Genomic DNA, 23000 nt, shown 5'->3' on the forward strand with positions numbered 1-23000 from the left:
CTCATCTCATCCGCAAAATTTCTGTTCAAAAATAGAGGCATATAGGCAGGAAAGAATATCATTTAAAATTCCTTCACCCAATAAGCACTTACTCTTAGCAATAGATATTTTATAGTTGGCAAAAATTGGGTGTCTCTTTGCATCATGACTTATAACAATAAAGTCGTCCAGCTGAATTACAACATGAGCATGGCAAAGTTAAAGAGGGATGTATCGCCGCCCCTGAATCTAAATGACCATTCCTGTATGGGGAATTTCTTTATTTAATTCATCAAAAATACCCTTTTTAGAAAAAAGATCGTGTTCAAAGGTTTCTAATTTTCTGAGCGAGTCTGTTTTAGTATTAAAGAAAGTTCCAATATAGCCCTGTTCAGAGTAGATTGCTGTCAACACGCCTGGAATCACAGTAAGACCCGCAATAATTCCGGCTATTGCTTTGACACAAACGATAATTGCTTTCAATATGGGATTCAATTCATTATACCACCTTCCTCTGCCGCGAAAGTTGGCAAAATTATCTTTTGCACTTGTTATTGCACTGTGACACTTTTCTTTGAAATGCTCAAAGCTTTTTTGTGAAATAGGATTATTGAAAAAATCAGCACCACTTTCGCTTAAGGTAGTTTTTAATAATTGAGCAATTGGAGCGACACTCAAGTAATTTGGGTCAAACTCATCATTCCAAACAGGTCGTTCATCGGGAAAAGGAGATTCATAAGTTACCGTTCCTTTATGAACCAGCTCATGTAATTTATGTTTGAGCTCCCGTAGCAATTGATTATATTTATATTCTTCTCTTCTAATGGCCAATATCGCTGCGAATTTTTTTTCTACTTTAGGTAATGCCTGATGAACTATAGGTAGGTCATAGTGCTCTGATATATGGGTTTTGACTCTTATGAGTAATCTATCTACCAGGTCTGAGAGATTATTATCAGCAATTTTATAGAGATTCAGTTTCTTTCTTAGGAGAAGAAGTGATTCGAGATCAAATTCTGATAAGTTACCGGCTGCTACGAACAAAGAAGAGGATTGGATCGCTTTTTCAATATGTTGGTCGGGAATAATAACCGCACAGAGCGTATTATAATGATTATAAATTTGATGTGTCTCATCAACAACACTCTCTGGAAATTTATCGGCAATCGCATTGGCAATTAGAGAAAAATTAATTTGCTCATCTTTGTTCATGGAAAGTTCGTTCATATTAAAGACAACGTCTTTAAGGCCGAACTTTATGGTTGAGACTTTTTGACCCACTGGAAAAAACACATTGCTGCTATGACCTGGACGAAAGATACATTTGAGCGACTTATCTTGTAGCAAAGGCAATACGCCTGCTGATTCAAACACTATGTATTCCATGATATCTAATTGTGTAAGTTGCTCTTCTTCGTAATGAAAACCTGCTTGGCTCAGTTGGCGATTAATCAGTTGATATAAGGACATAAGTTGCTACACCGAAATGAATAAAATAATAAATTGGCCAACTTTAACACGGACTCAAGCCAATTTCATTTTAATTTGATTATTTATCATTGATTTAACTATTTGTCTGGAATAAATACAAATTATTCCTTTTTGCATATGTCACTAAATTTATTCTAATAGCTGAAAATACCCAGTCCCGGACGGGGGATTTGATTAAAAAATAACGAACACATTCCCTGCAATCAAGTTTTATTATTAAAGTCACTTGAATAAAGCTGCTGATTTTCTAGCTGATAAACTCTTTGATTGCGGCAATTGTAAATACTATAGTATTTTACAAAATTACCCGAACCCTCTAAGGAAGGTCCCATGCGTCAGTTATTGATTACGATTTTTATTTTTTTGTTGTCTGATGTAGCATCTTGTGCACCCGTTTTCGAAATTATTCCTCTTGGGGTCTATGGCGGTTTAAAAGATGGAAATTTATCCGCTTACCTATTAAAAACAATTGAGAGCGAAAATTATACAGCTCTTGATGGGGGGACTTTGATGCGAGGGCTTGAAGTTACCGCCCACAAGCAATCGGTATTTAATAAAAATATTGACGATTTGCTGCAAAAACATATTCCTGCTTATCTCATTTCTCATGCACATCTTGATCATCTGATGGGGCTTGTAATGGCTCAACCCGAATTGCGAGAGCAGCAGACAATTATGGCTCGCGAAGAAACCATGCAGGCATTGCAGAACAATATTTTTAATTGGTCTGTTTGGGGAAATTTTGGTGATAAGGGTGAAATTCCGCACTTGAATTATCAGCATTATCAAACCATGCCATTACTGCAATGGACTGCTATTCCTCATACCGATCTGCAGGTAAAAACGTTCCCTTTAAGTCATGGTGGAATGGCATCAAGCGCGTTTTTAATACGTTATAAGACAGAATATCTTTTATATTTTGGGGATACGGGTGCTGATCGCATTGAAAAATCGACAAATATGGGAACTATTTGGAATGAGATCGCGCCACTTATAAGAAATAAGCAGCTTCATGCCATCATGCTAGAGTGTTCCTTTTTAAACTCACAACCCGATGACAAATTATTTGGGCATTTAAAACCAAGTTTATTTATGTTTGAGTTGCGTCAATTGGCGTCAATTGTTGATCCTTTAGATTTAAAAAACGCACTAAGAGGATTGCCAATTATTGTGACTCACATCAAACCCAGATTAGTGGACTTTTCAAATTCGAAAGAGGATACAAGAAAGCAGGTTATCAATGAATTGTCCCAGGAAAATGATATCGGTGTCGAATTAATTAAACCTGAGCAAGGTACCATGTTAAGTTTATAATAGAGGTGATTTCACGGGCAGCGGGGAAGTGTGCCGAATGTCTTAAGAAATCATAGGTCAGAGACTGCATTTTGCAGGGGCTGTAATGCAAAATTCAAGTTGCAGCCCCCTTTTGTACTTTGTTGGATTGATTGTTTTGTTGGGAGCATAATGCCCAATCTCAACCCATACTTCTTTTGAATTATTCTATACTCTTACATATGCTAATTAAAGGAATGAGCTATGACACATGGAAGACCCGAGCCTGAAACAATTGATGATGCAATCATAAAAACTCTAAATAAATTATTAGAGCTTGAGATGGCGGGGGTTGTGCGCTATACCCACTACTCTTTTATGATATTTGGTTTTAATCGTATTCCTATCTGTAAATGGATGCGGGATCAGGCTCAAGAGAGCTTAAGTCACGCTCATTTAATAGGGGAGCTTATCACCCATTTTTCCTATCACCCTACACTTAAAATTGGCACATTATTAGAGACTCATGAGCATAATATTAGAACTATTTTGGAGGAGTCTCTTGAGCATGAGAAACAAGGTTTGAATTTGTATTATCAACTAGCACACCATTCAGAAAAAAAGTCAGTATTAGTTGAAGAATTTGCCAGAAAAATGATTCAAGAAGAAGAAATGCATGTTGGCGAAATATATAAAATGCTTATGTCACCTGAAACCTTGAAAGATTAGGAGGTACTATTGAATAATCAAAAATTCATTTCTAGATGTTTAGTGTTTAGGACCAAATTAATAAAGGATTAAATTATGCGATTCACTAAAAATATAGGTTTTATTCTTCTTGCTGTTTACCTGATTATAGTAGCTCTTGGTGTTTTGGCTCCTGGAGTTGCAATTCCCAACACCATAACCGCTGTGGTTGCTTTGCTGGCTGCAATTTTTATACTCATAGGTAAATAAAGAAGCCCATGTACCCAGACATTTTTAATGCGGTGCAGTAAATCAAGCAAACGTAGTCTGAGAAATGCAGTGGGAGCTGGGGTGGGGGTGTATGAACCTGCGCACAGGCTACCTTTGTTCGCTTCGCCGTCATTGCCGTTAATAACGAACTCCCGTTTGGGAATTCTCAGAATAAAAGTGCTGTGGTTCTTGAATTAGCTCAAGCAATAAAGTCCAGTGAAGCTCTTGGCTCCATGGTTGTTCTTGTCTTGTTTTTATCAAATTATCATTTTAATATACCATTGGTTTATCTACATGCCTTAGTGTTTTTAAATGAATCATTGTGCATGACCAGAGTAGGTGGAAACCGCAGAACCAGTCTACATGTTGATTATTAAGAAATCTCAATAGCTTCTAATCTCGGGGGGTACACATGGGTTTAGATTTTCAAAAATTTAGAGTGATTGAACTCACCTTAAATCGTGGTCATGGCAGGACCAAAGATTCCATACAGCGATTAAAAGACTTAGTAAAACCTATTCACTCAGTTTCTTGTGTCAGGCATATCTTTATCTTTAATGATGTTGAAGATCAAAAAGCTTTTGCTGAATTATTAGAAGAACTCAAAGATAAAAATAAAGCCTGCAAACTCATGACGGGCGTAGAGGCCTATAATTTTTTATTAAGCTGGATTGTAGGGGGCGAATATCGAGTTGCTAAGCCGGGATCTAAATTATCTTTGTATAATGACAATCATGTATTAGGGAAATTTAAAAAAAATTGGGCTTACTTTTTATCCACTCAAACAGATACTCAGCTAAAGCGGGAATACACCAAAATTATCTCCCCATTGTTAGAAGAAGCTCATGAAATTCGAAAACGCATCGAGCAGGGCCTTTATGGTGCCGAAACAAAACTCAGAAAAACGCTCGATATGGTGATCAATAATATTTGCTTTTCAAAAGAAAATGCACTTCCCGTTGCTTATGATCAAATGCATGAAAACAGAAAAAAATATGTATTGTCAGTGATGCAAATACTGCATAAAAAAATCAGATTAATTACCAATACTCTGCAAAAAGAGGTGTCTCCCTCTCAAAACGAGAAGTTGGCAAAAACAGGACATAGCAAACAAATGGCTTGTTCAAATCAACTCGAATTGCTTAAAAGGAATGTAAAAACCGCAGTCAGCGAAGGTTTATTAAAATCTTCTAATAAAACAAACCGGCAAATTCATCTTTTTTTCAAAAAAGAAGGTATGTTTTGTTCTGAAGAGTTTAGAAAACAATCTTACAAAAAAGCGTAAGCGCGCCAGCAACTACATAATTTAATAATTATCTCCGTTTCGTCATACTCTGCAACATCAATTTAGAGAGGAGAGTACGATGAATATATCCCCACAAATTATATCCCCCCAAGAAACAGATGGCACGAAAGAACAGAGATGGATGGAGCATGTAACGCATCAAAAAGAAAGTGGTTTGTCGCGAGTAACGTACTGTCGAAAGCATCAATTAAACTACCATCAATTTGGCTATTGGGAGCGAAAGTATCGGGAAGAAATAGCTTCATCCAAATTAGTACCGATTCAATTAAATAAGCTGACACAAAGAGCTCCAGAGACAGTATGCACCTTGGTATTGAACAATGGGCATGAGCTAAAAATTCACGACCAGACTTTATTGCCAATGTTGTTGTCCTTGTGGGGTTAGCCATGTTTTTATCATTTAATGCAAGCATATGGCTCTATCCAAAGCCTATTGATTTTAGGCGACAAATTGATGGACTGGTGATGTTGATTTCCGACCATCTTCAGTTGAACCCCACATCAGGGCAAATTTTTCTTTTCAGAAACCGCCAAGCCAATAAAATAAAAATGCTGTGGTGGGAGCGAAATGGGTTTTGGCTCTGTTATAAGCGATTGGAGCAAGGAAAACTAAAATTTCCCAAACACGATGACGCGGTCATGAGCCTTACCAATGACCAATTAAGCTGGCTGCTCTCAGGATTGGATTTTGCAAAACACACATTGTTGCCGGAAGTATTGGCTACGAATTTCTATTAGAAATAATTTACAAAAAACGATTAATTTGTTTTTAAAATCAACGTAATGTGATATAATTGACTCAGCAAACAGGTGCCATTTCAACATGATGTACGAAGAAAAAATAGAGCAATTAAGTAACGAAATACTCGCATTAAAAGCAGAGCTTGCTCTATCTCAAGCACGCAATGAACACTACGCGGAAGCCTATGATTCTTTAAAAGCACAAATCATGGAGCTACGCCGTCACCGTTTTGGCAAGCGCTCTGAGCGTTATATTGACCCTGAAAATCCTCAGCTGTCTTTGTTTGAAAATAATCAGAGCATTTTTTCTCAGGCTGAAGCAAGCGGTGAGCAGACCGAAGAAATGACACCAGTGGCTGCCCATACAAGAAAGAAGAATAAAAAAGCGCAGAAAGAACTACCCCGTCGCATTGAAATTATTCCGGTATCTGATGAAGACAAGCAATGTGCCTGTGGTGCATGCAAAACAGTGATTCGTTATGAAACCAAAGAGCTACTGCATTACCAACCTTGCGTCATCGAAATTGTGGAGCAACGACGTGAAGTAGTTGCTTGCACTAAAGGATGCGAGAATCAAATCGTAACCGCAGCAGCGCCCAAACAAATTCTCCCCAAAATTAAAGCAACAGAAGAGTTTTTATCATTCCTGGTGGTCAGCAAGCTGGATGACAGGCAACCACTGTACCATCTGGAGCGACAACTCAGCGAACGACATGGTATTGATTGCTCACGCCAAACCATGGCGCGCTGGCTCATTGAGTTAATGACACCACTGCGTCCCATTTATAATCTGTTGAAAGACAGTGTGATTGAGTATGATGTGGCCAGTTGTGATGCAACGACCTTGCAGGTCTTGCATGAGCCTGGAAGAAAAGCAGAAACCAAATCCTATGTGTATTGCATTCGGGGTGGACCACCGGATAAATCCGTTATTCTTTATGACTACAACGATGTGGAGCACAAACAATTTATTTACGATTGGTTTGTCGGATTCAATGGCTATTTACATGTCGATGGTGACAATTTTTTTGAACTTGTGGGTAGCAGCAATGCGCACATTGTCAATTGCAACGCGCATGCGCGCAGAAAATTTGAACCTATTGCCCAATCTAATAAAGGCAAAGGCATTGCCAAAGAAGCCATGCGCTTTTTTAAAGAGCTTTATAAAATAGAGCGTGAGGCTAAAAATAATCAACTGAATCCAGACCAACGTCACCAGTTGCGTCAGGAAAAATCCAAACCACTCATGGAAGCCTTTAATACATGGGTTGATAAGGTCTATCCTACAACTTTGCCCCAATCACCGCTTGGGAAAGCACTCAATTACTGTGTTAAATATAGAGATGGACTGATGCGCTTTTTAGATGATGGGCGTCTGGAAATCGATAACAATCTTACTGAACAAGAAATCAAACCCTTGGTCATTGCTCGAAAGAACTTCTTGTTTTGCGCCTCTGTTGAAGGTGCTGAGGCCTTGTGTTTACACTTCAGTATCATCAGAACGGCTAAATTACACAATCTCGACCCTTATCATTACTATGTCATGTTGTTAAAGAACGCTCCTCTTTGCAACAGTGTTGATGATTATGAAAAACTGTTGCCTTGGAATATTGGCTTAGATTATACCCCTAAGTTGTAAATTGTAAGCCTGTGGTTCTTGGAGCGCTTACAGGAGTCTCTTGAGCATGAGAAACAAGGTTTGAATTTGTATTATCAACTAGCACACCATTCAGAAAAAAAGTCAGTATTAGTTGAAGAATTTGCCAGAAAAATGATTCAAGAAGAAGAAATGCATGTTGGCGAAATATATAAAATGCTTATGTCACCTGAAACCTTGAAAGATTAGGAGGTACTATTGAATAATCAAAAATTCATTTCTAGATGTTTAGTGTTTAGGACCAAATTAATAAAGGATTAAATTATGCGATTCACTAAAAATATAGGTTTTATTCTTCTTGCTGTTTACCTGATTATAGTAGCTCTTGGTGTTTTGGCTCCTGGAGTTGCAATTCCCAACACCATAACCGCTGTGGTTGCTTTGCTGGCTGCAATTTTTATACTCATAGGTAAATAAAGAAGCCCATGTACCCAGACATTTTTAATGCGGTGCAGTAAATCAAGCAAACGTAGTCTGAGAAATGCAGTGGGAGCTGGGGTGGGGGTGTATGAACCTGCGCACAGGCTACCTTTGTTCGCTTCGCCGTCATTGCCGTTAATAACGAACTCCCGTTTGGGAATTCTCAGAATAAAAGTGCTGTGGTTCTTGAATTAGCTCAAGCAATAAAGTCCAGTGAAGCTCTTGGCTCCATGGTTGTTCTTGTCTTGTTTTTATCAAATTATCATTTTAATATACCATTGGTTTATCTACATGCCTTAGTGTTTTTAAATGAATCATTGTGCATGACCAGAGTAGGTGGAAACCGCAGAACCAGTCTACATGTTGATTATTAAGAAATCTCAATAGCTTCTAATCTCGGGGGGTACACATGGGTTTAGATTTTCAAAAATTTAGAGTGATTGAACTCACCTTAAATCGTGGTCATGGCAGGACCAAAGATTCCATACAGCGATTAAAAGACTTAGTAAAACCTATTCACTCAGTTTCTTGTGTCAGGCATATCTTTATCTTTAATGATGTTGAAGATCAAAAAGCTTTTGCTGAATTATTAGAAGAACTCAAAGATAAAAATAAAGCCTGCAAACTCATGACGGGCGTAGAGGCCTATAATTTTTTATTAAGCTGGATTGTAGGGGGCGAATATCGAGTTGCTAAGCCGGGATCTAAATTATCTTTGTATAATGACAATCATGTATTAGGGAAATTTAAAAAAAATTGGGCTTACTTTTTATCCACTCAAACAGATACTCAGCTAAAGCGGGAATACACCAAAATTATCTCCCCATTGTTAGAAGAAGCTCATGAAATTCGAAAACGCATCGAGCAGGGCCTTTATGGTGCCGAAACAAAACTCAGAAAAACGCTCGATATGGTGATCAATAATATTTGCTTTTCAAAAGAAAATGCACTTCCCGTTGCTTATGATCAAATGCATGAAAACAGAAAAAAATATGTATTGTCAGTGATGCAAATACTGCATAAAAAAATCAGATTAATTACCAATACTCTGCAAAAAGAGGTGTCTCCCTCTCAAAACGAGAAGTTGGCAAAAACAGGACATAGCAAACAAATGGCTTGTTCAAATCAACTCGAATTGCTTAAAAGGAATGTAAAAACCGCAGTCAGCGAAGGTTTATTAAAATCTTCTAATAAAACAAACCGGCAAATTCATCTTTTTTTCAAAAAAGAAGGTATGTTTTGTTCTGAAGAGTTTAGAAAACAATCTTACAAAAAAGCTTGTGAAGAAAGCAGAGGAGATTATAAAGAATATTTATCAACTCAATACAGCAAAACGCTTTGAATCATTTTTAGGAAACCCTTGCGCTAAAAGATACACAGATAATTAAAGTAAAACAAAATTTGATAAGGATAAGGTTGCACATTTTTAAGAAAAAAGGAAAATAATAAAAATTCTACAAACCTTTATAAAAGGCCATCGAGCGATGTTAATTATTTTTGGTGGGTTGCCAGGGACAGGAAAAACTACGATTTCTAAAATCATAGCCCAGCGTATAAAGGCAGTTTATCTTAGAGCTGATACCATTGAGCAGGCTTTAATTAACTTAGATGGCTATCCTGATTCATTGATAGTAGGTTCAGAGGGGTACTTTATCAGTTATGCAGTCGCTCGAGAGAATTTGGCCTTAGGTTTAAACGTGGTGGCCGACTCGGTTAATCCGATTGCAATAACACGCCAACATTGGCAGCAAGTTGCCAAACAAGCCGGAGCAGATTTTATAGAGATCGAACTCATTTGTTCCGATACCACAGTTCACCAAAATCGGGTAGAGGGACGCATTGCCGATTTAGAGGGTCATAAACTGCCTACATGGCAAGATGTTTTGGATCGCCACTATGAACCTTGGGAAAGCAAACAAATGGTGATTGATACGTCCCAATATTTAATCGATGAGTCAGTGGAGCTCATTATGAATTTTATAGCCAGTCTTTGCGGGAGAAAGTAGCAACCGTCCTAGGCTTTTGTTGAAGACCGTCGGCTACGATGAAACATAGTCCCTATGCAGACACTTGAAATCAATTATAGCCAGATCAAATAGAGCATCTAAGGACAGGGCTTTGATTTTTATTATGGTGTTCCCAATCAAAAGTCCTGGTTTCTAATGTTTCATATCTTGATTGGCGGAAGGAACTGTGCAGTCTAGGTGTAGATAAAACCGATCAGTATTACAAAGAGCCAGATTGGAGCCACGATTTTTGATATACCATCGTAGTTCTTCCCTCTTTTCTTGATTTAAATGATTTGATTCTTGATATTCAGTCATTAATTCATTGAGTTGCTCTTTTAATAAAATGATATGTTTCCGTTGCGATGTAGTTAATGGATTTTTAAAAAAGGCAAAGAGATTATCTGCAGTGGCGTGCCGTTGAGTATATTCGAGAGTGTTCATCCAACTGTGTCACCTCAGTCATTATCTAAGTCCCAGGGTTAGTCTGTCTTCGAAATAGATTTGTAACTGGGACACGATAAGCGCCCAATTGTGCATGGGCTGATTCCATTTTTCCAGTACTTTCTGGCAAGCACAATAAATAAGCTTAATAAGGGCGTTTTCACTGGTGAAAGCGCCTTTATTTTTAGTGTACTTGCGAATTTGCCGATGAAAGCCTTCAACAATATTGGTAGTGTAAATGATGCGTCTTAGCTCTTCTGGGTATTTGAAGTATTGTGATAGAGCTTCCCAGTTGTTATTCCAGGATTTCATCACCGCCGGGTATTTTTTGCCCCATTTCTCTTCCAACTCAAGTAGATGATGCAAAGCCATATCTTTGCTTGAAGCCTTATAAACCAGCTTTAAATCGGCCATAAAGGCTTTCTGGTCCTTACTAACCACATACTTTAATGAGTTGCGAATTTGATGAACGACACAAAGCTGGATCTCGGTGTTAGGAAAAACTTCAGCAATGGCATCAGGAAATCCCTTAAGTCCATCGATGCTTGCTATAAGGATATCCTCTACACCACGAGCTTTAAGGTCATTTAATACACTAAGCCAAAAACGAGCTCCCTCTGCCTCAGATAAATAGAGCCCTAGAATATCTTTTTTACCTTCTGAATTTACAGCAAGGACGGTGTAAAATGCTCTACTTATGACCTTACCTTCAACACGTACTTTAAAGTGCATGGCATCAAGAAAAACGATTGGGTATACAGATTCTAGGGAGCGATTACGCCACTCGGTAATCAGGGGTAATAGTTTGTCAGTAATCAGGCTGATTTTAGCACTCGAGACTTCTAGTCCATACATCTCAGATAAATGCTCGCTTATCGCCTCGTAACTCATGCCTATCGCATAGAGGGCTAGGACTTTATTATCCAGTGACTCGTTGAGTACCGTTTGACGTTTTTTTACAAGCTCGGGTTCAAAGCTGCCATCCCTATCTCGAGGTGTTTCTAAATCAAAAACTCCAGTTGTTGATTTAATTGTTTTAGTCGTTTTGCCGTTGCGACGGTTTGAAATACCTGTCTCATGACAATCAGTCATATGAGAATCCATTTCACCTTCTAATGCCGCCTCTAATAGCTCTTTTATTAAGGGGGTCAGTATGCCGTCTTTTCCAGTGAGAGATTGGCCAGACTTTAACTGGGTCAAAGCCTCTAATTTGAACTCATTGAAATCAAAATTCGATAAATCTATTTTCTTTTTATTCATATCTACCTCTTTTAAGTGTTAAATTATAAACAAATTAAAAGAGATGACACAGTTATTTAAACACTACCGAATAAATTTCAATTATGAATTAAGGAGCTAGTTTGTTCTGAGTTATATTTGCTTAGAAATTCTTCACCTTTTCTTCCTCCCTCACTTCGCTGAATGGTTTTTGCATAACCATCCCACCCAGGAAGTTTATCTAAATTTCCTGACGCAATAATCTCTTTTGTCTTTTTTTCATGAGCCTCTTGGATTTTGTCAAATTCTTCTTTTTTTCCAATAAATAAATTAACTGCTATTCCTTTCTCTTTAGCTGCTTTGACAAAATCAACAATTTCTTCTTCTGGAGTATTATCAGGAAAAAACGCTACCATTTTAGGTTGATAACCTGGAGCTGGATTTTTAGGATGAGCAATGACTTCAAGAGTTATATCCCTGATACAGTCTTTTTCTTCCTTGGTTGCATTTTCTGGTATTTTAATGACCCAGCTATCAGGATAAAATTTATTCTCTATAGTAAATTTGGCGCCTGAATTTTTAGATACAAAATCAACATGTAGCGGAGTCACTTTACCCTTATCATACATTTCTTCAAAAAAAGTCGGATTAGGTCGAATTTCAAATAATACATTTTGGTGTGCTCTATTCGTCACAGCCAATGCTTCTAACAGTTGTTCGTACCGTTCTTTTGCAGCCTTTTTTTCTTCTTCTATCTTTGATTTCATAAATTACTCCAAGAGGGAGTGTTATTTTTATAAGTATATATCAGATGGAATAATTTTTTGGGTTAATAAGATGACTTCATTTTAATTTAGTGCTTAACCGATAAAGCAATAAAGCCGCGCGTTGAGTTTGGGTTGTAAGAGAAGGAATGTTTAACGTTTCTTCGGCAGAATGTGCTCCTGTACCTACAGGACCTAAACCTGCTAATGCACCATCCACCAGGGACGCAATGTGTGAAATATCACCTGCACCTCTTGTTCCTGGATCAAGAGGAAGTATCATCCCTTGCCCTAAGTCTTCACTCACTTGACTATATTGTCTTAATAAAGCTTCATTAGCCTCAGTAGGGGGCATACTGGGAATCCCATCTTCAAACTTAATGGAGGCTGAAGTTCCGGGCAGATGATCGGCAACAATATCGGTTATTTTTTTCTCTGCATCATTTTTTTGATCTTCAGTGATAAAGCGTAAGTCTCCATTTGCTAAAGCAATTTTTGCGATCACATTTCCCTTGCCAAAGGCGTCCCCCTGAAAATTATTTTTATTGTTCGTCGTGGTGCCCCCTAAAATAAGGCCAGGACTAAATGATAAAAAGCGTTCGCTACTGAGCTTTGAACGCATCGTATTTAAGATTCGTGCTAACTCAAAAACAGCACCATAACCTGCTTTTTTTTGGAAAATTTCTGACGAGTGTGCTTCATTGCCATGAGCTTCCAATGTCCAGTGTGTTATTCCTCTACGTGCAACGGTTGCAGTATCTGGGGTAATCGCCCATTCAAAATCCAAGGCAATATCGGACTTTTTTGCAGCGTCGATTAAAGGTTTTCTGGAAATGGAGATAGGTTTCCCGGAATCTTCTTCATCGCCGGTTAAGATAACCGTGATATTTGCATTCTCTAGAGCTTTTGCTTCTTGCAGCGCTTTTAAGGCATAAAGGATGACAACTACTCCACCTTTGTCATCAATGACTCCTGGTCCAGTTGCAATATCTCCTTTCTGTTTAAAATGTTGAAACGGGCTATTTTCAGGAAACACCGTATCAAGATGTCCAATTAAAAGCAGTTTTTTGCCTTTATTTCCATAGTGTTTTGCAACCAAAGAGCCGGCGCGATGCTGTGCAGGTGGTTCATTAACCCAATAAGTCTTAAATCCAAGTTGATCTAATTGTTTGCGTACCATGTTTCCTACGCGCTGAACCCCCTCAATGTGCGTAGTTCCACTGTTTCTATTCACTAATTGTTCCAATAGTGAAAGTTGCTTCTGAGAGTTGGTAGTAATGTACTGAGCAATATGTTTTTCTACTGCAGTGAGGTTATCTGCATTGACCATTTGATAGAAGCAGAGAAAAAATAAACAGGCAAGCTTTCTCATTACTTTTTCCAATATTTATGTTATGAACATGAAAGCAATCATACACTGCTTTGAAAAAGAGAAAACATTAATGAATTCATTTTTTTGAAGTCAACGCTTCAAGGGTTCGTGTACAGGGAAAATAACCTTGTTTCGAAGTCTCGGCAAGAATCTGATCGCAGCAATCTACAAGTGCGGCAAAATCCTGAGAGGTATCTCCTTGATGCAAAAGAAATGAAGCCGCAGCCCGAAATAAGGTGAGGCTTGAGACCAGCTTCATAGTATCAATTTGTCCATTCATAAGGGTCAAAACAGGAATCTTTCTTTTTAGTTGTTGATCTACTAATTGCGTGAATGCGAGATAATTTTGAAAAAGTTCCTCGTTTTGTAAATAGGCACAGGCTTCATTGAAATCAACAATCCCGAAATATTGGGCTGTTGAACTGAATCCAAGTTGTTTGAGCTGAGGGAAGAGATACCATATCCAATGGCTTTGTTTGCCGCCTGCTTTGAGTTCATCATAAGCTTGTTGGAATGAGGCAGATGAATTTTTGCCTTTTTGGGCTTCGATAAAGCGATGAATGGTGCTCATCAGCCAGTACCTTAATTAAGACTCCTTGAGATTTTTATAGCATTATAAAGAGTTAAGGTACAGTCATTTGACCACGTTCATGCTGTGAATTAGTTTAAAAAGCAAAGAGCCGCTTTTAATTAATGCGTTCATTTTTCAATCTTAGGCTTCTATTTGAAAGCACGCCTGTATTCCGCTTCTTGCAAGCGTTTCGCAAAATCCTCATCCGACTCGCCTTTTAATGCTTCTGCTGTGTCAATATCCTCGACATTAATCTTATTTTTAACTTGAGAAAACAAGCCTTGGGTTGATACGGCCTGAATCAAATCATTTAGATGCTGCTGATAGCCGTCTCCTTTTTCTGCATTAATTGGTTTGCTTACGGATGCAGGAATCACTTGCTCTTCTTTTGCTGCTGAAGGAGCTTCCTCATTCTTTAATTCTTGACGTTTAGGAGGTAATTGCTCTATTTGGGTTGTCCAATGCGCATTATCTTCGTTATTTAAGACTATAGTACGCAAACGAGGATCAGGGTCTCCGTTAAGTTGGCCTTCGACGTAGAGATTTTTATTCAGTTGCACGGCAATTTCTTTCAAATCACCGTGTGTTGCCCATCGTCCTTGTTCCTTAATCTTTTCAACGCCTTTTAAAATAACAGAACCTGGATTTTCTCGATCACCATGCATGACGTCTTTTAATAATGCTTCTTTGACATGGGCATTTTCTATTGTATTTGATTCTGCTTCAGAAAGGGGTTTTGCTGTAAGCTTGGGTTGAAGTGATTGTGCCGTATTTTCTGCTAAGCTCTTGACTTGAGGAGATAAAGCGAGCTCATTAAATTTACTTATCTCATCGAGATTATTCTTACCCTTACCTAAATAAAAGTGTACTAATTCCATAAATTTGTGATACACAGGTGAACCTTCAATCAAGGTTTCCTTATCTTTCGATACTGCTTCAGTTCTTATTCTTTTTAAAAGATCGATCTTGTAAGCATCAGCGGCAATGTTTCTTAGGGACATTTGTAATGTAGACAAAAGCTCATTTTTATAACTATAAGGAGACTCATACAACCGATTTAAATCAAAGTCGAGGAGCTCTTGCAAGCTAACGCCACGCAGACCTTTTCTTTTCCACAGGTTATAGGTTGCGCTTTCTCCATAGAGTGCGTACTCATCTTGAATGTCTTTAATGGTGCCAATTGCAAACGCATAAAATCCGCAATCGCCACCGCCAGGATTATTGATTCTATAAGACATTTTACACTCGTATTGGTTCTATTACTTACATTATATAATAAAAACCTTAATTAATTATTATGTCAATGATTTATTAATAGACAGGATGATTTTAATAAAATAAAATATGATCTCTTTTTACGCAAAAATAGTGGTGATTTAGACAGAAGGAGGTTAGGACGATGAGCTTAGTTGATAACAGGATAGTGAAAGCCTCCTTTAGAGAAAACCCAGTAGAGGAAAGAAAACTGTTTCCTCAATCCTCGTGCCTTATGCCCATTAGTGTAGGGCAACCTATTCATGAAGGCGAAAAATTTGCGGCAGTTATTAAACTAATTAATGCCTCTTTTAAACAATGTACCATCCTTGTTGATGATAGTGTGCAACGTCATACAATGGGTATTATGAATCATGCAACTGCGGATGAATTATATCAACTTGCGGTGCAAGAAGGCGATGATTGGCTCAAGCGAAATGAAATGGCTTACAATCAGCTAACCATCCCTTATGAGATCATGCGCTGGGATGATTGGTACAACAGTCAGAATTTCATTAGCAGTCATCTGCGCGTCCAAAAAGAATATGAGCTCAATGAATCATTCCGTCAGGCAATTCATGTCAATATCGATGAATTTTTAAGCCGATACCTGAGTCGATTTTCTACTGAAAACGTTGACTCTGAAAGGGCGTTTCGACTTTGTCTTGATTATTTGATTGAAGAATGTTCTGTAATGTGTCTGTGGACAGAAAAGGCATACGATTTCGAAGTTTATCCAAGTGGCAGAAACAAAGCGATGGCTGCTACCTATGATTATTTAATCAAACCTCATTATCCAAACTATTTAAGACCTGTTGCACTTCGATTTAAAAAATATCCTGCAAATCCACTTTCTCCGCCCCCCGTCATCCCGAGTGCAACGAGAGATCTCCTCGCTTAAATTCTGGAGAAAACGTTCCTACCTCTTCCACAGGTGGGCATTATCAACAGAAGAATAAGAACATGATCAAAGTGAATTCATGCCATTCCTGCGAAGGCAGGAATGGCATGAAATAATGCTCATTTGTGGGAGAGGGGATTGGTTCTAGAGATATTAGAGAGGTGTTTTTGCTGCGATCCATTGTTTAATTTCAGAGGCTGTTTTATCAATAACCAGTATAATTTGTTGATACAATTGCTCCAATAAATCACGTTGTCCTGATTTCCAATAATCTTCAAAATATTGGCACGCCATTTTTATTCGAGTGGCACCAACATATACTACCCCTCCCTTAATTTTATGAGTGAGTTTTTGGGTTTGTTCCCAATCACCTTGCTCATGTGCTTTTTTGAGCAGAGCAATATCTTCGGCAAAGGAGTGATCGAGCATTAGGTTGAGCATGTCGCGAAGTGTATGTTCTGCACCTGTAGTTTTAATTCCTTCCTCAACATCAAGTAGTGGAAATTTAGAAAGATCAAAGAGTTGTTCTTCTGTTGCAGGTCTCTCAGAAATGCAATTTTCAGGAGAATTTATCCTTTCTTTGAGTATGGAAGGAATAAATGAGCTCAAAATATCACCGCATTTTTTTTGCGTTAATGGCTTGCTGATCACCGCATTGATGCCCGATTCGATACATCGCTCTTTATTTTCCTCACCAACATGGGCGGTAAGTGCAATGATGGGGGTGTGATATTTTTTTGAAACTTCTTGTACACGAATGTAATGGGTGACTTGATAACCATCCATATCAGGCAGACCAATATCCATAAAAATTAAGTCATATCTATTTTTCTTCCACAGTTCTAACGCAGATTGTCCATCAACCGCTACATCTACTTGGCAGTGATAGTGATTTAACATGGCTTTTGCTATGGTTTGCGCCACAGTATTGTCTTCCACGAGCAAGATGCGATGTTTGAATGAATGGATTGATGGATTTGAATAGGGAGTGGTTATGGCAGTGTTTTGTTTAAGACTGGATATATTGAAGTCAAAATCTTTATCAATACCTGTTTCATCTTCTAAAAGTGCTGTTTTTAAGGGAATGATACAGGTAAATTTTGTTCCTTTGGCAACAGTACTCTCGACATATATTTCTCCATCTAATTCATCAATAAACTGTTTGATTACAGCAAGGCCTAAACCTGCTCCTTTATAAATTCCTTTATAGGAAGGGGTTAAACGTTTGAATTGGAGAAAAATTTCTTGTTGCTTGTCTTTCGGAATCCCCATGCCACTATCTTCCACGACAAATTGGATGATCACTTCACGGTTTTCTCGCTTTGCCAGCTTGGCTGTTACAGTTACAAACCCGGCATCTGTAAAATTCAATGAATTCGAAATCAGTTCAAGTAAAATTCTATGGATACGAACCGGATCTCCAATAAGAAATCTGGGAATATCGGGATCAAATTCTAGAGATAAGGTCAGTCGTTTAGAAGATGCTTTGGCTTTATTCAGATCAATCACATGTTGCGCTATTTTTTGTAATACGAATTTTTTCCTCACTTTGGGGATTTCGCCAGAGCTTACATGAATCGCTTCAAGTACATCATCCATAAAATCAAGCAGAGCATGACTGGATGCAACTAGGTTCTCTGAATATTCTTTAATTCTAGGACTTTCTGCTTCAGATTGGATAAGGTCTGCAAATCCTACGATACCGGTAAGGGGGGTACGAATGTCATGACGCATATTTTCCAGAAATTCTGTTTTTGCCAGACTTGCTGCTTCTGCTTTTTCTTTTGCAATTTTGAGCTCTGCTTCAATTTTTTTTCGGTCTGTGATGTCAATGGAAATCCCTAGTACCCCGGTAATTTCCCCTTTTTTATTACGCATTGGTGATTTATGGCTTAAAAAAATGGCATCTTTACCACCTACTTGCGCTTTTTCTTCAATGATTTCAGTTTCACCTGTTTGCATAATATGAAGATCATTTTGTCGAAATAACTCAGCTTGGTTTTTGCCCCAAGGCAGGTCAAAATCAGTTTTTCCTACGATTTCATAGCCAAATTGAAACCCTACACTTTGAGCTTGGCGATTGTTGCATCCTAAATAAACCCCGTTTTTGTCTTTCCAATAAACATGTCCTGGCATATTGGCCAAAATATTTTCCAAGGTGGATTGTGTTTTTTCTTGGCTTGAACAGAGAGCAGCCTCTTGTTTTTTTCGATTGGTTATATTTAAGGAGATGCCAATAATTCCGGTGACATTGCCGTGTTCATCATGTAAAGGAGTTTTACGGGTTAATACCACTACTTGTTCTCCATTTGCGATGGTCCCAATTTCTTCCAATTCCAATGAGGAATTCAGGTTCATTACTTTTAAATCGTTATTGCGAATCGTTGTTGCAGATTCAGCCCAAGGCATTTCAAAATCAGTTTTTCCAATGATGGATTTCATCCCAGTCATTTCCAACATTGCGTCATTGCAACCTAAATAAACTCCATTTTTGTCTTTCCAATAGATACTTCCAGGCAATGCTTTGATGATGCTTAATGTAAGCGATGAGTTTTCTGCAGATAAAGCTGAAGTAGGGGGTTCCTTGCAATGATAGGTTTTTCCTTTATTACGTTTATTTTCTGACATAAGTTGCTCTCTTTATTTTTAAAGTTATAGACCTATTATTCAACACCTACAAGAGAAACAATTCATATTTTCATGAAATGCGTCAAAGTGGGTTCTGAGCTTTCGGTAAGCCTGCATGACTATGGTCAGCCGTATTGGATAAGCTATAGCTTCGATAATTTTCAAGAAGCGATCCTTATGAATAAGGCAGTTGATAAGCTTGTGTCTGTTAAGGCGGCATTCAAACATTGGCGCGAAACCAGAACAAGCCAAGGAAAAATCCCTGATTATCTATGGGAGCAAGTAAAAGAGGTTTTAGACACCTACTCACGCTCAAAGATATGCAGCACCTTAAACGTATATCATGTTCAAATAAAAGAAAATATAACTGACGTAGTCAATGGATTCCAGTTTATAGATGTAAATAGCCCCGCTGCATTACCTGAACTATCCCCTGAATTTGATGTCTATAACGATCGTTGCTCAATTGAGTTGTGTCGTGTATCTGGAGATAAACTTACAATACATAAATTGTCTCCTATCCATCTCAGCCATATTATCACAGAATTTATGAGGTAGAGATGTTACAGATAACTCCGCAGCACCGCTTGCTATTGGCAGTTGAACCAGTGGATTTTAGAAAAGGAATTAACGGTTTAAAAAGCTATCTGCCGTCAGAAGTTATGTGATAACCCCTTCAATGGGACTGTTTTTGCTTTTAGCAATAGAACACGGACGTCTGTTAAATTACTGGTTTATGATGCGACTGGCTTTGGGCTTTGCCAGAAACGCTTTAGCAAAGGCTGTCTTGCATGGTGGCCAGGAGGGACAAGTGATTCAGAAGGTTCGTTCCAGTGATCTAATAATATTGCTGGCTCAGGGCAATCAGACATTGCGTAATGGTTAGACCAGGTCCATGCGAAAATAGAAGAAAGAAAAAATGTCCATACACATGAAAAGTCCTTCCCCTGGTAATAGTTATTGCTGATTTAGTCAAAGGTATTGTAACAATAGCAGAACGATATCCAGTGCTTAAACCTGCTTTGCCTTTCCCATTAAAACGTACTCTACCAGGAGTAGATTCCTGATTTTATTTAGATTAATATCCTGATTTTTGATAACCCCTTGGTTTAAACCCTGTAGTCATTGTTGGAAACTCAATGAAAGAAAAATACCCTCTGATACAAAGTACTACTGAAAGCAGCAGTTTACCCGCGGAAATGTGGGTTAATGTAACTAATAAATTACCTAAATTGGATTTATTCAATTTTTATAGAAGCTCCAAAGAACAGAAAGAATTATTACAATATGAACTCGATAAAGCTACTTTTTTAGATTTTGTGGTGCGGGGGGAGTACTATTCTGTTAGGGCTGCGCTTGAGAGAAATATCCGTTTACTTTTCTATAGAAATGAAGTGACTGACTGCTCTGGTCGAACCTTTTTTGCAATTAGCGGTTTTGAATATGCACTTTGGGCTTTCGACAAACACATGTGGACATTAATTATAGAGTGCATCCCTGCAGACGAAGAAGGTAAAGAAATTCTGGAACTTTTATTCGATCAATATCACAGATTACGCCAACAAGGTGTTTCCTACAGTCTAAATGGACAAATGACCACCGGAGAAACCCACTTTGATCTTGAGTCTACCCTCATTCATCAGTTGCAACTTCAGGTGAATTATTATCGAAGGGGATATCCTGTAAATTGGGATAGTGGTAATCACCTTAATAAACTATTTGTAGAAGGAGTTGGTGGAGCCCAAAAATTACTGCCGATGTGTATTGCCAAAGCATATTGCAGCAGTGAACCTTTTTCTCCTGCACCTAAGTTTGAAGACAGAGTCGACTCCAAACCCCAATTCTATTGTTATTTCAAAGAAGAAAAATATCTCGATTGGTACAGCAGGGATTCCGGATTAGGTTCGGAGGTGGCTATCTGTAAGGGATTCAAAAATGGTGCGGAAAGTTTTAGAGCAGGAACTCCGGTAGCTAAAGCGAAATTACTCGAAATGGATTTGGTCGCTATGCAGACATTTCTGGCACTAAGAACAAAGGAATTACTCGATCTTGAAGCGCAGCTTGTAGAACTACAAGACGCTCATCTTAAGCCGATGATGGGTGGATAAATCAGGCCGTGTGTTTTTAGCACGGAGTCGCTCAAAAGTGCCGTTTGAATGAAGATTTCGGCTAGGTTTGTTTTTTTTAAGTTTCTGAGCTCCGGAATAAACTTCAGTTACCAACCGGTTAATTTAACTCGACAAATAGTTACTTTTAATGTTTTATTTTATTGTTCACTTGCTGGCCGCACTCTCAATCGTTTAAAAAATAAAAAACTTTAAATCACTTAATTTTTCCTTAATGATTTTTGCGTAAAATAATGTCATTCTATAAATCATTCGTACAGATTGTATTTAACGGTTAATATCTGTATGAGCGGAGGGCTGGTACAACTTAGATAATCTTAAATCAATAAGCTGGATTTTATATTGAAATAGATTTTTAAGTTTTATCAGTGTAATCCAAGAAACAATCTGATTAAGAAAAAAATTGGATTTATGTATCTTACGATTATCACCCCCATTTCTTCAAACCTTTCTATATCAAAATCTACAGCGAACTGACCAGATTTCTTGGGATTAGTGATTTGTTAACAATTTTATTTTTTTATTTCACTAACAAATTAATTTAAAAAGGTGTCGCATGACAATACGCTATATCTCTTTTCCTATTGATGGTGGGCTATTTAATAAGAATTATTTAAATGCGGATCATGAAAATTACACAAAGCATTTGGGCAATGTCGTTTTAGTGCATAATAAAGCCTTTCTCGATTCATTAAGGGAACAAAACAAATGCTATGATTCTGTCTATGCTTTTCTTTATTCCAATAGACAATCTTATGAACTAGATTTAGAAAATATCGGTTATTCTCCTAAGCGATTCAACGGCTCAGCTTTTTCCGCAATTGAGACTGTTTGCCAAGATTTAAGCATCGTCTTTGATCCCTTTCTCTTAGCCGATCTATATAATAAGCTGCCCTATGGAACAGCGTTCAATAAGGCCATAGCAGAAGTAAAAAAAGGGAATTTTTTTACCAAACCAAACCGCGAGGGCCACCCAGCCTGCCCCTTTGATCATGACAAAACAGCTCTACTTTTCGCGCAACTGCAAAAAGCAGCTGTAGATGCTTCTGTAAAGCATCCTGGTGAAGACATTATTTTTGATGTGTTTGATAGCCATCAGGAGAGAATTGAGAACACAAAACGGTTTTTTTCCGAAAATAAGCACCTTATTCCCAAGGGTGTGACCTTAAATTTAAACCATTATGATGGTGGAGAGCCGACTCTACACAGCAGTATTGACGGTGAGGGTGTCGTTTATTTTAATTTTGCTAAGCATACCATTGAGTTGATGAAAAGATTTTATATCTTGCGGGATAAGTATGCAAAGTTATCTATCCATCCTGAAAATCCCAAGACCTTGATGGATATTGTTGCCCAGTATTTTGCCAGACACCCAGACTTATATCAGGGTGAACGTGTGCCGGCTGAGGTAACGGAACGGGTCAAGTCGGTTTGTCAGGAGCTTGGCCTTGATGAGACTGCCCTTAAAGGCAATCAAGCTATAAGTGATGCAGTAGTTGAAGTGCAGGAAGTAGAAAAGGACGTGGATAAAGCGGATGATAACGTGCAAGCTCTGCCTGCTGAGTCAATGACCGTCAACTCACAAACAAGCAATCCGGGGCGAAGTCAATATGGATTTTATGCTGCTAACTACCAAGAGGGGCAGGAAAAGGCAGATCCTTCGAATCAGAAACCAAGCCCAATGCATTCTTGTACCTTGTTTTAAACCTTAAATCTTGCTGCAAGCTGCTTTGCAGCGCTGCGGCAAGGTTGACCACAATAAACCTCTGTACTGGATTGCTTCGCAGACTGGCGTCCGACCACAATATTTTCAGAGAATTTTCAAAAAAATTTGTCTCAACATAAAATATATTGGCAAAGAATTATTATTTCCTTAAAAGCCATTTTAGGACT

At 38.1% G+C, this 23000-nt stretch carries 24 protein-coding genes; 16 read left to right on the forward strand and 8 right to left on the reverse strand.

The window, feature by feature from the left end; translation table 11 throughout:
* Positions 1-228 precede the first annotated feature (228 nt).
* Entirely contained in the window at positions 229-1449 is a 1221-nt protein-coding gene (locus tag OQJ26_RS13745) for a hypothetical protein (RefSeq protein ID WP_265704316.1), read from the reverse strand.
* 351 nt (positions 1450-1800) lie between these two features.
* Here OQJ26_RS13745 and OQJ26_RS13750 point away from each other — a divergent pair, with 351 nt between their 5' ends.
* The 11 genes from OQJ26_RS13750 to OQJ26_RS13800 all read left to right on the forward strand — a co-directional run bounded on the left by OQJ26_RS13750 (position 1801) and on the right by OQJ26_RS13800 (position 9829).
* Positions 1801-2784 carry an MBL fold metallo-hydrolase gene (locus OQJ26_RS13750; protein ID WP_265704317.1) on the forward strand — a complete coding sequence of 328 codons (984 nt, stop codon included), beginning with the start codon at positions 1801-1803 and terminating at the stop codon, positions 2782-2784.
* A gap of 222 nt (positions 2785-3006) precedes the next feature.
* Entirely contained in the window at positions 3007-3471 is a 465-nt protein-coding gene (locus OQJ26_RS13755) for a ferritin-like domain-containing protein (RefSeq protein WP_265704318.1), read from the forward strand.
* Positions 3472-3546: 75 nt separating this feature from the next.
* A complete protein-coding gene (locus tag OQJ26_RS13760) occupies positions 3547-3699 on the forward strand; it encodes a hypothetical protein (protein WP_265704319.1) in 153 nt (50 codons plus the stop codon).
* A gap of 412 nt (positions 3700-4111) precedes the next feature.
* Positions 4112-4984: a hypothetical protein gene (locus tag OQJ26_RS13765; protein ID WP_265704320.1), complete on the forward strand. Its 873-nt coding sequence runs from the start codon at positions 4112-4114 to the stop codon at positions 4982-4984.
* Between the two features lie 79 nt (positions 4985-5063).
* A complete protein-coding gene (gene tnpA / locus OQJ26_RS13770; RefSeq protein ID WP_265702306.1) occupies positions 5064-5390 on the forward strand; it encodes an IS66 family insertion sequence element accessory protein TnpA in 327 nt (108 codons plus the stop codon).
* Positions 5391-5392: 2 nt separating this feature from the next.
* A complete protein-coding gene (gene tnpB / locus OQJ26_RS13775; RefSeq protein ID WP_265702305.1) occupies positions 5393-5743 on the forward strand; it encodes an IS66 family insertion sequence element accessory protein TnpB in 351 nt (116 codons plus the stop codon).
* Between the two features lie 85 nt (positions 5744-5828).
* A complete protein-coding gene (gene tnpC, locus OQJ26_RS13780; protein WP_265702303.1) occupies positions 5829-7385 on the forward strand; it encodes an IS66 family transposase in 1557 nt (518 codons plus the stop codon).
* An 18-nt stretch (positions 7386-7403) separates the two neighbouring features.
* Complete coding sequence (locus OQJ26_RS13785; RefSeq protein WP_265704321.1) at positions 7404-7592, forward strand: ferritin family protein; 189 nt, start codon at positions 7404-7406, stop codon at positions 7590-7592.
* A gap of 75 nt (positions 7593-7667) precedes the next feature.
* Positions 7668-7820 (forward strand): hypothetical protein, encoded by a 153-nt coding sequence (locus OQJ26_RS13790; protein WP_265704319.1) that lies wholly within the window; start codon positions 7668-7670, stop codon positions 7818-7820.
* Between the two features lie 412 nt (positions 7821-8232).
* The gene (locus OQJ26_RS13795; protein WP_265704322.1) at positions 8233-9165 is read left to right on the forward strand and encodes a hypothetical protein; all 933 of its coding nucleotides are present in this window, start codon (positions 8233-8235) and stop codon (positions 9163-9165) included.
* A gap of 142 nt (positions 9166-9307) precedes the next feature.
* Positions 9308-9829 (forward strand): P-loop nucleotide/nucleoside kinase family protein, encoded by a 522-nt coding sequence (locus OQJ26_RS13800; RefSeq protein WP_265704323.1) that lies wholly within the window; start codon positions 9308-9310, stop codon positions 9827-9829.
* A 153-nt stretch (positions 9830-9982) separates the two neighbouring features.
* Here the strand turns inward: OQJ26_RS13800 and OQJ26_RS13805 are convergent, their stop codons facing one another.
* The 6 genes from OQJ26_RS13805 to OQJ26_RS13830 form a co-directional block, all read right to left on the reverse strand.
* Positions 9983-10273 carry a hypothetical protein gene (locus tag OQJ26_RS13805; protein WP_265704324.1) on the reverse strand — a complete coding sequence of 97 codons (291 nt, stop codon included), beginning with the start codon at positions 10271-10273 and terminating at the stop codon, positions 9983-9985.
* 21 nt (positions 10274-10294) lie between these two features.
* A complete protein-coding gene (locus OQJ26_RS13810; RefSeq protein ID WP_265701939.1) occupies positions 10295-11533 on the reverse strand; it encodes an IS256 family transposase in 1239 nt (412 codons plus the stop codon).
* Between the two features lie 77 nt (positions 11534-11610).
* Positions 11611-12258, reverse strand: coding sequence for a hypothetical protein (locus OQJ26_RS13815; RefSeq protein WP_265704325.1), 648 nt, complete (start codon positions 12256-12258; stop codon positions 11611-11613).
* 76 nt (positions 12259-12334) lie between these two features.
* Positions 12335-13627, reverse strand: a complete 1293-nt coding sequence (locus OQJ26_RS13820) for a M20/M25/M40 family metallo-hydrolase (protein WP_265704326.1) — start codon at positions 13625-13627, stop codon at positions 12335-12337.
* 76 nt (positions 13628-13703) lie between these two features.
* Complete coding sequence (locus OQJ26_RS13825; RefSeq protein ID WP_265704327.1) at positions 13704-14198, reverse strand: DUF1810 family protein; 495 nt, start codon at positions 14196-14198, stop codon at positions 13704-13706.
* Between the two features lie 149 nt (positions 14199-14347).
* Positions 14348-15436, reverse strand: coding sequence for a hypothetical protein (locus tag OQJ26_RS13830; protein ID WP_265704328.1), 1089 nt, complete (start codon positions 15434-15436; stop codon positions 14348-14350).
* Between the two features lie 161 nt (positions 15437-15597).
* Between OQJ26_RS13830 and OQJ26_RS13835 the strand changes: the two genes are divergently transcribed.
* Positions 15598-16353: a hypothetical protein gene (locus OQJ26_RS13835; protein ID WP_265704329.1), complete on the forward strand. Its 756-nt coding sequence runs from the start codon at positions 15598-15600 to the stop codon at positions 16351-16353.
* Between the two features lie 153 nt (positions 16354-16506).
* Here OQJ26_RS13835 and OQJ26_RS13840 read toward each other — a convergent pair whose 3' ends face one another.
* A complete protein-coding gene (locus tag OQJ26_RS13840) occupies positions 16507-18981 on the reverse strand; it encodes a PAS domain-containing sensor histidine kinase (RefSeq protein ID WP_265704330.1) in 2475 nt (824 codons plus the stop codon).
* A 177-nt stretch (positions 18982-19158) separates the two neighbouring features.
* Between OQJ26_RS13840 and OQJ26_RS13845 the strand changes: the two genes are divergently transcribed.
* The 4 genes from OQJ26_RS13845 to OQJ26_RS13860 all read left to right on the forward strand — a co-directional run bounded on the left by OQJ26_RS13845 (position 19159) and on the right by OQJ26_RS13860 (position 22812).
* Entirely contained in the window at positions 19159-19539 is a 381-nt protein-coding gene (locus OQJ26_RS13845; protein ID WP_265704331.1) for a hypothetical protein, read from the forward strand.
* An 87-nt stretch (positions 19540-19626) separates the two neighbouring features.
* Positions 19627-19818 (forward strand): IS66 family insertion sequence element accessory protein TnpB, encoded by a 192-nt coding sequence (tnpB, locus tag OQJ26_RS13850; RefSeq protein WP_416209965.1) that lies wholly within the window; start codon positions 19627-19629, stop codon positions 19816-19818.
* A gap of 302 nt (positions 19819-20120) precedes the next feature.
* Positions 20121-21089 (forward strand): hypothetical protein, encoded by a 969-nt coding sequence (locus tag OQJ26_RS13855; RefSeq protein ID WP_265704333.1) that lies wholly within the window; start codon positions 20121-20123, stop codon positions 21087-21089.
* Positions 21090-21663: 574 nt separating this feature from the next.
* Positions 21664-22812, forward strand: coding sequence for a hypothetical protein (locus OQJ26_RS13860; RefSeq protein ID WP_265704334.1), 1149 nt, complete (start codon positions 21664-21666; stop codon positions 22810-22812).
* Positions 22813-23000 lie beyond the last annotated feature (188 nt).

This window comes from Legionella sheltonii (assembly GCF_026191355.1).
Classification (GTDB): domain Bacteria; phylum Pseudomonadota; class Gammaproteobacteria; order Legionellales; family Legionellaceae; genus Legionella; species Legionella sheltonii.

Bases quoted from the DNA above. Each gene is read 5' to 3' on its own strand.
- OQJ26_RS13745 (WP_265704316.1), bottom strand. From the start codon at position 1,449: ATGTCCTTATATCAACTGATTAATCGCCAACTGAGCCAAGCAGGTTTT.
- OQJ26_RS13750 (WP_265704317.1), top strand. From the start codon at position 1,801: ATGCGTCAGTTATTGATTACGATTTTTATTTTTTTGTTGTCTGATGTA.
- OQJ26_RS13755 (WP_265704318.1), top strand. From the start codon at position 3,007: ATGACACATGGAAGACCCGAGCCTGAAACAATTGATGATGCAATCATA.
- OQJ26_RS13760 (WP_265704319.1), top strand. From the start codon at position 3,547: ATGCGATTCACTAAAAATATAGGTTTTATTCTTCTTGCTGTTTACCTG.
- OQJ26_RS13765 (WP_265704320.1), top strand. From the start codon at position 4,112: ATGGGTTTAGATTTTCAAAAATTTAGAGTGATTGAACTCACCTTAAAT.
- tnpA (WP_265702306.1), top strand. From the start codon at position 5,064: ATGAATATATCCCCACAAATTATATCCCCCCAAGAAACAGATGGCACG.
- tnpB (WP_265702305.1), top strand. From the start codon at position 5,393: ATGTTTTTATCATTTAATGCAAGCATATGGCTCTATCCAAAGCCTATT.
- tnpC (WP_265702303.1), top strand. From the start codon at position 5,829: ATGATGTACGAAGAAAAAATAGAGCAATTAAGTAACGAAATACTCGCA.
- OQJ26_RS13790 (WP_265704319.1), top strand. From the start codon at position 7,668: ATGCGATTCACTAAAAATATAGGTTTTATTCTTCTTGCTGTTTACCTG.
- OQJ26_RS13795 (WP_265704322.1), top strand. From the start codon at position 8,233: ATGGGTTTAGATTTTCAAAAATTTAGAGTGATTGAACTCACCTTAAAT.
- OQJ26_RS13800 (WP_265704323.1), top strand. From the start codon at position 9,308: ATGTTAATTATTTTTGGTGGGTTGCCAGGGACAGGAAAAACTACGATT.
- OQJ26_RS13805 (WP_265704324.1), bottom strand. From the start codon at position 10,273: ATGAACACTCTCGAATATACTCAACGGCACGCCACTGCAGATAATCTC.
- OQJ26_RS13810 (WP_265701939.1), bottom strand. From the start codon at position 11,533: ATGAATAAAAAGAAAATAGATTTATCGAATTTTGATTTCAATGAGTTC.
- OQJ26_RS13815 (WP_265704325.1), bottom strand. From the start codon at position 12,258: ATGAAATCAAAGATAGAAGAAGAAAAAAAGGCTGCAAAAGAACGGTAC.
- OQJ26_RS13820 (WP_265704326.1), bottom strand. From the start codon at position 13,627: ATGAGAAAGCTTGCCTGTTTATTTTTTCTCTGCTTCTATCAAATGGTC.
- OQJ26_RS13825 (WP_265704327.1), bottom strand. From the start codon at position 14,198: ATGAGCACCATTCATCGCTTTATCGAAGCCCAAAAAGGCAAAAATTCA.
- OQJ26_RS13830 (WP_265704328.1), bottom strand. From the start codon at position 15,436: ATGTCTTATAGAATCAATAATCCTGGCGGTGGCGATTGCGGATTTTAT.
- OQJ26_RS13835 (WP_265704329.1), top strand. From the start codon at position 15,598: ATGAGCTTAGTTGATAACAGGATAGTGAAAGCCTCCTTTAGAGAAAAC.
- OQJ26_RS13840 (WP_265704330.1), bottom strand. From the start codon at position 18,981: ATGTCAGAAAATAAACGTAATAAAGGAAAAACCTATCATTGCAAGGAA.
- OQJ26_RS13845 (WP_265704331.1), top strand. From the start codon at position 19,159: ATGAATAAGGCAGTTGATAAGCTTGTGTCTGTTAAGGCGGCATTCAAA.
- OQJ26_RS13855 (WP_265704333.1), top strand. From the start codon at position 20,121: ATGAAAGAAAAATACCCTCTGATACAAAGTACTACTGAAAGCAGCAGT.
- OQJ26_RS13860 (WP_265704334.1), top strand. From the start codon at position 21,664: ATGACAATACGCTATATCTCTTTTCCTATTGATGGTGGGCTATTTAAT.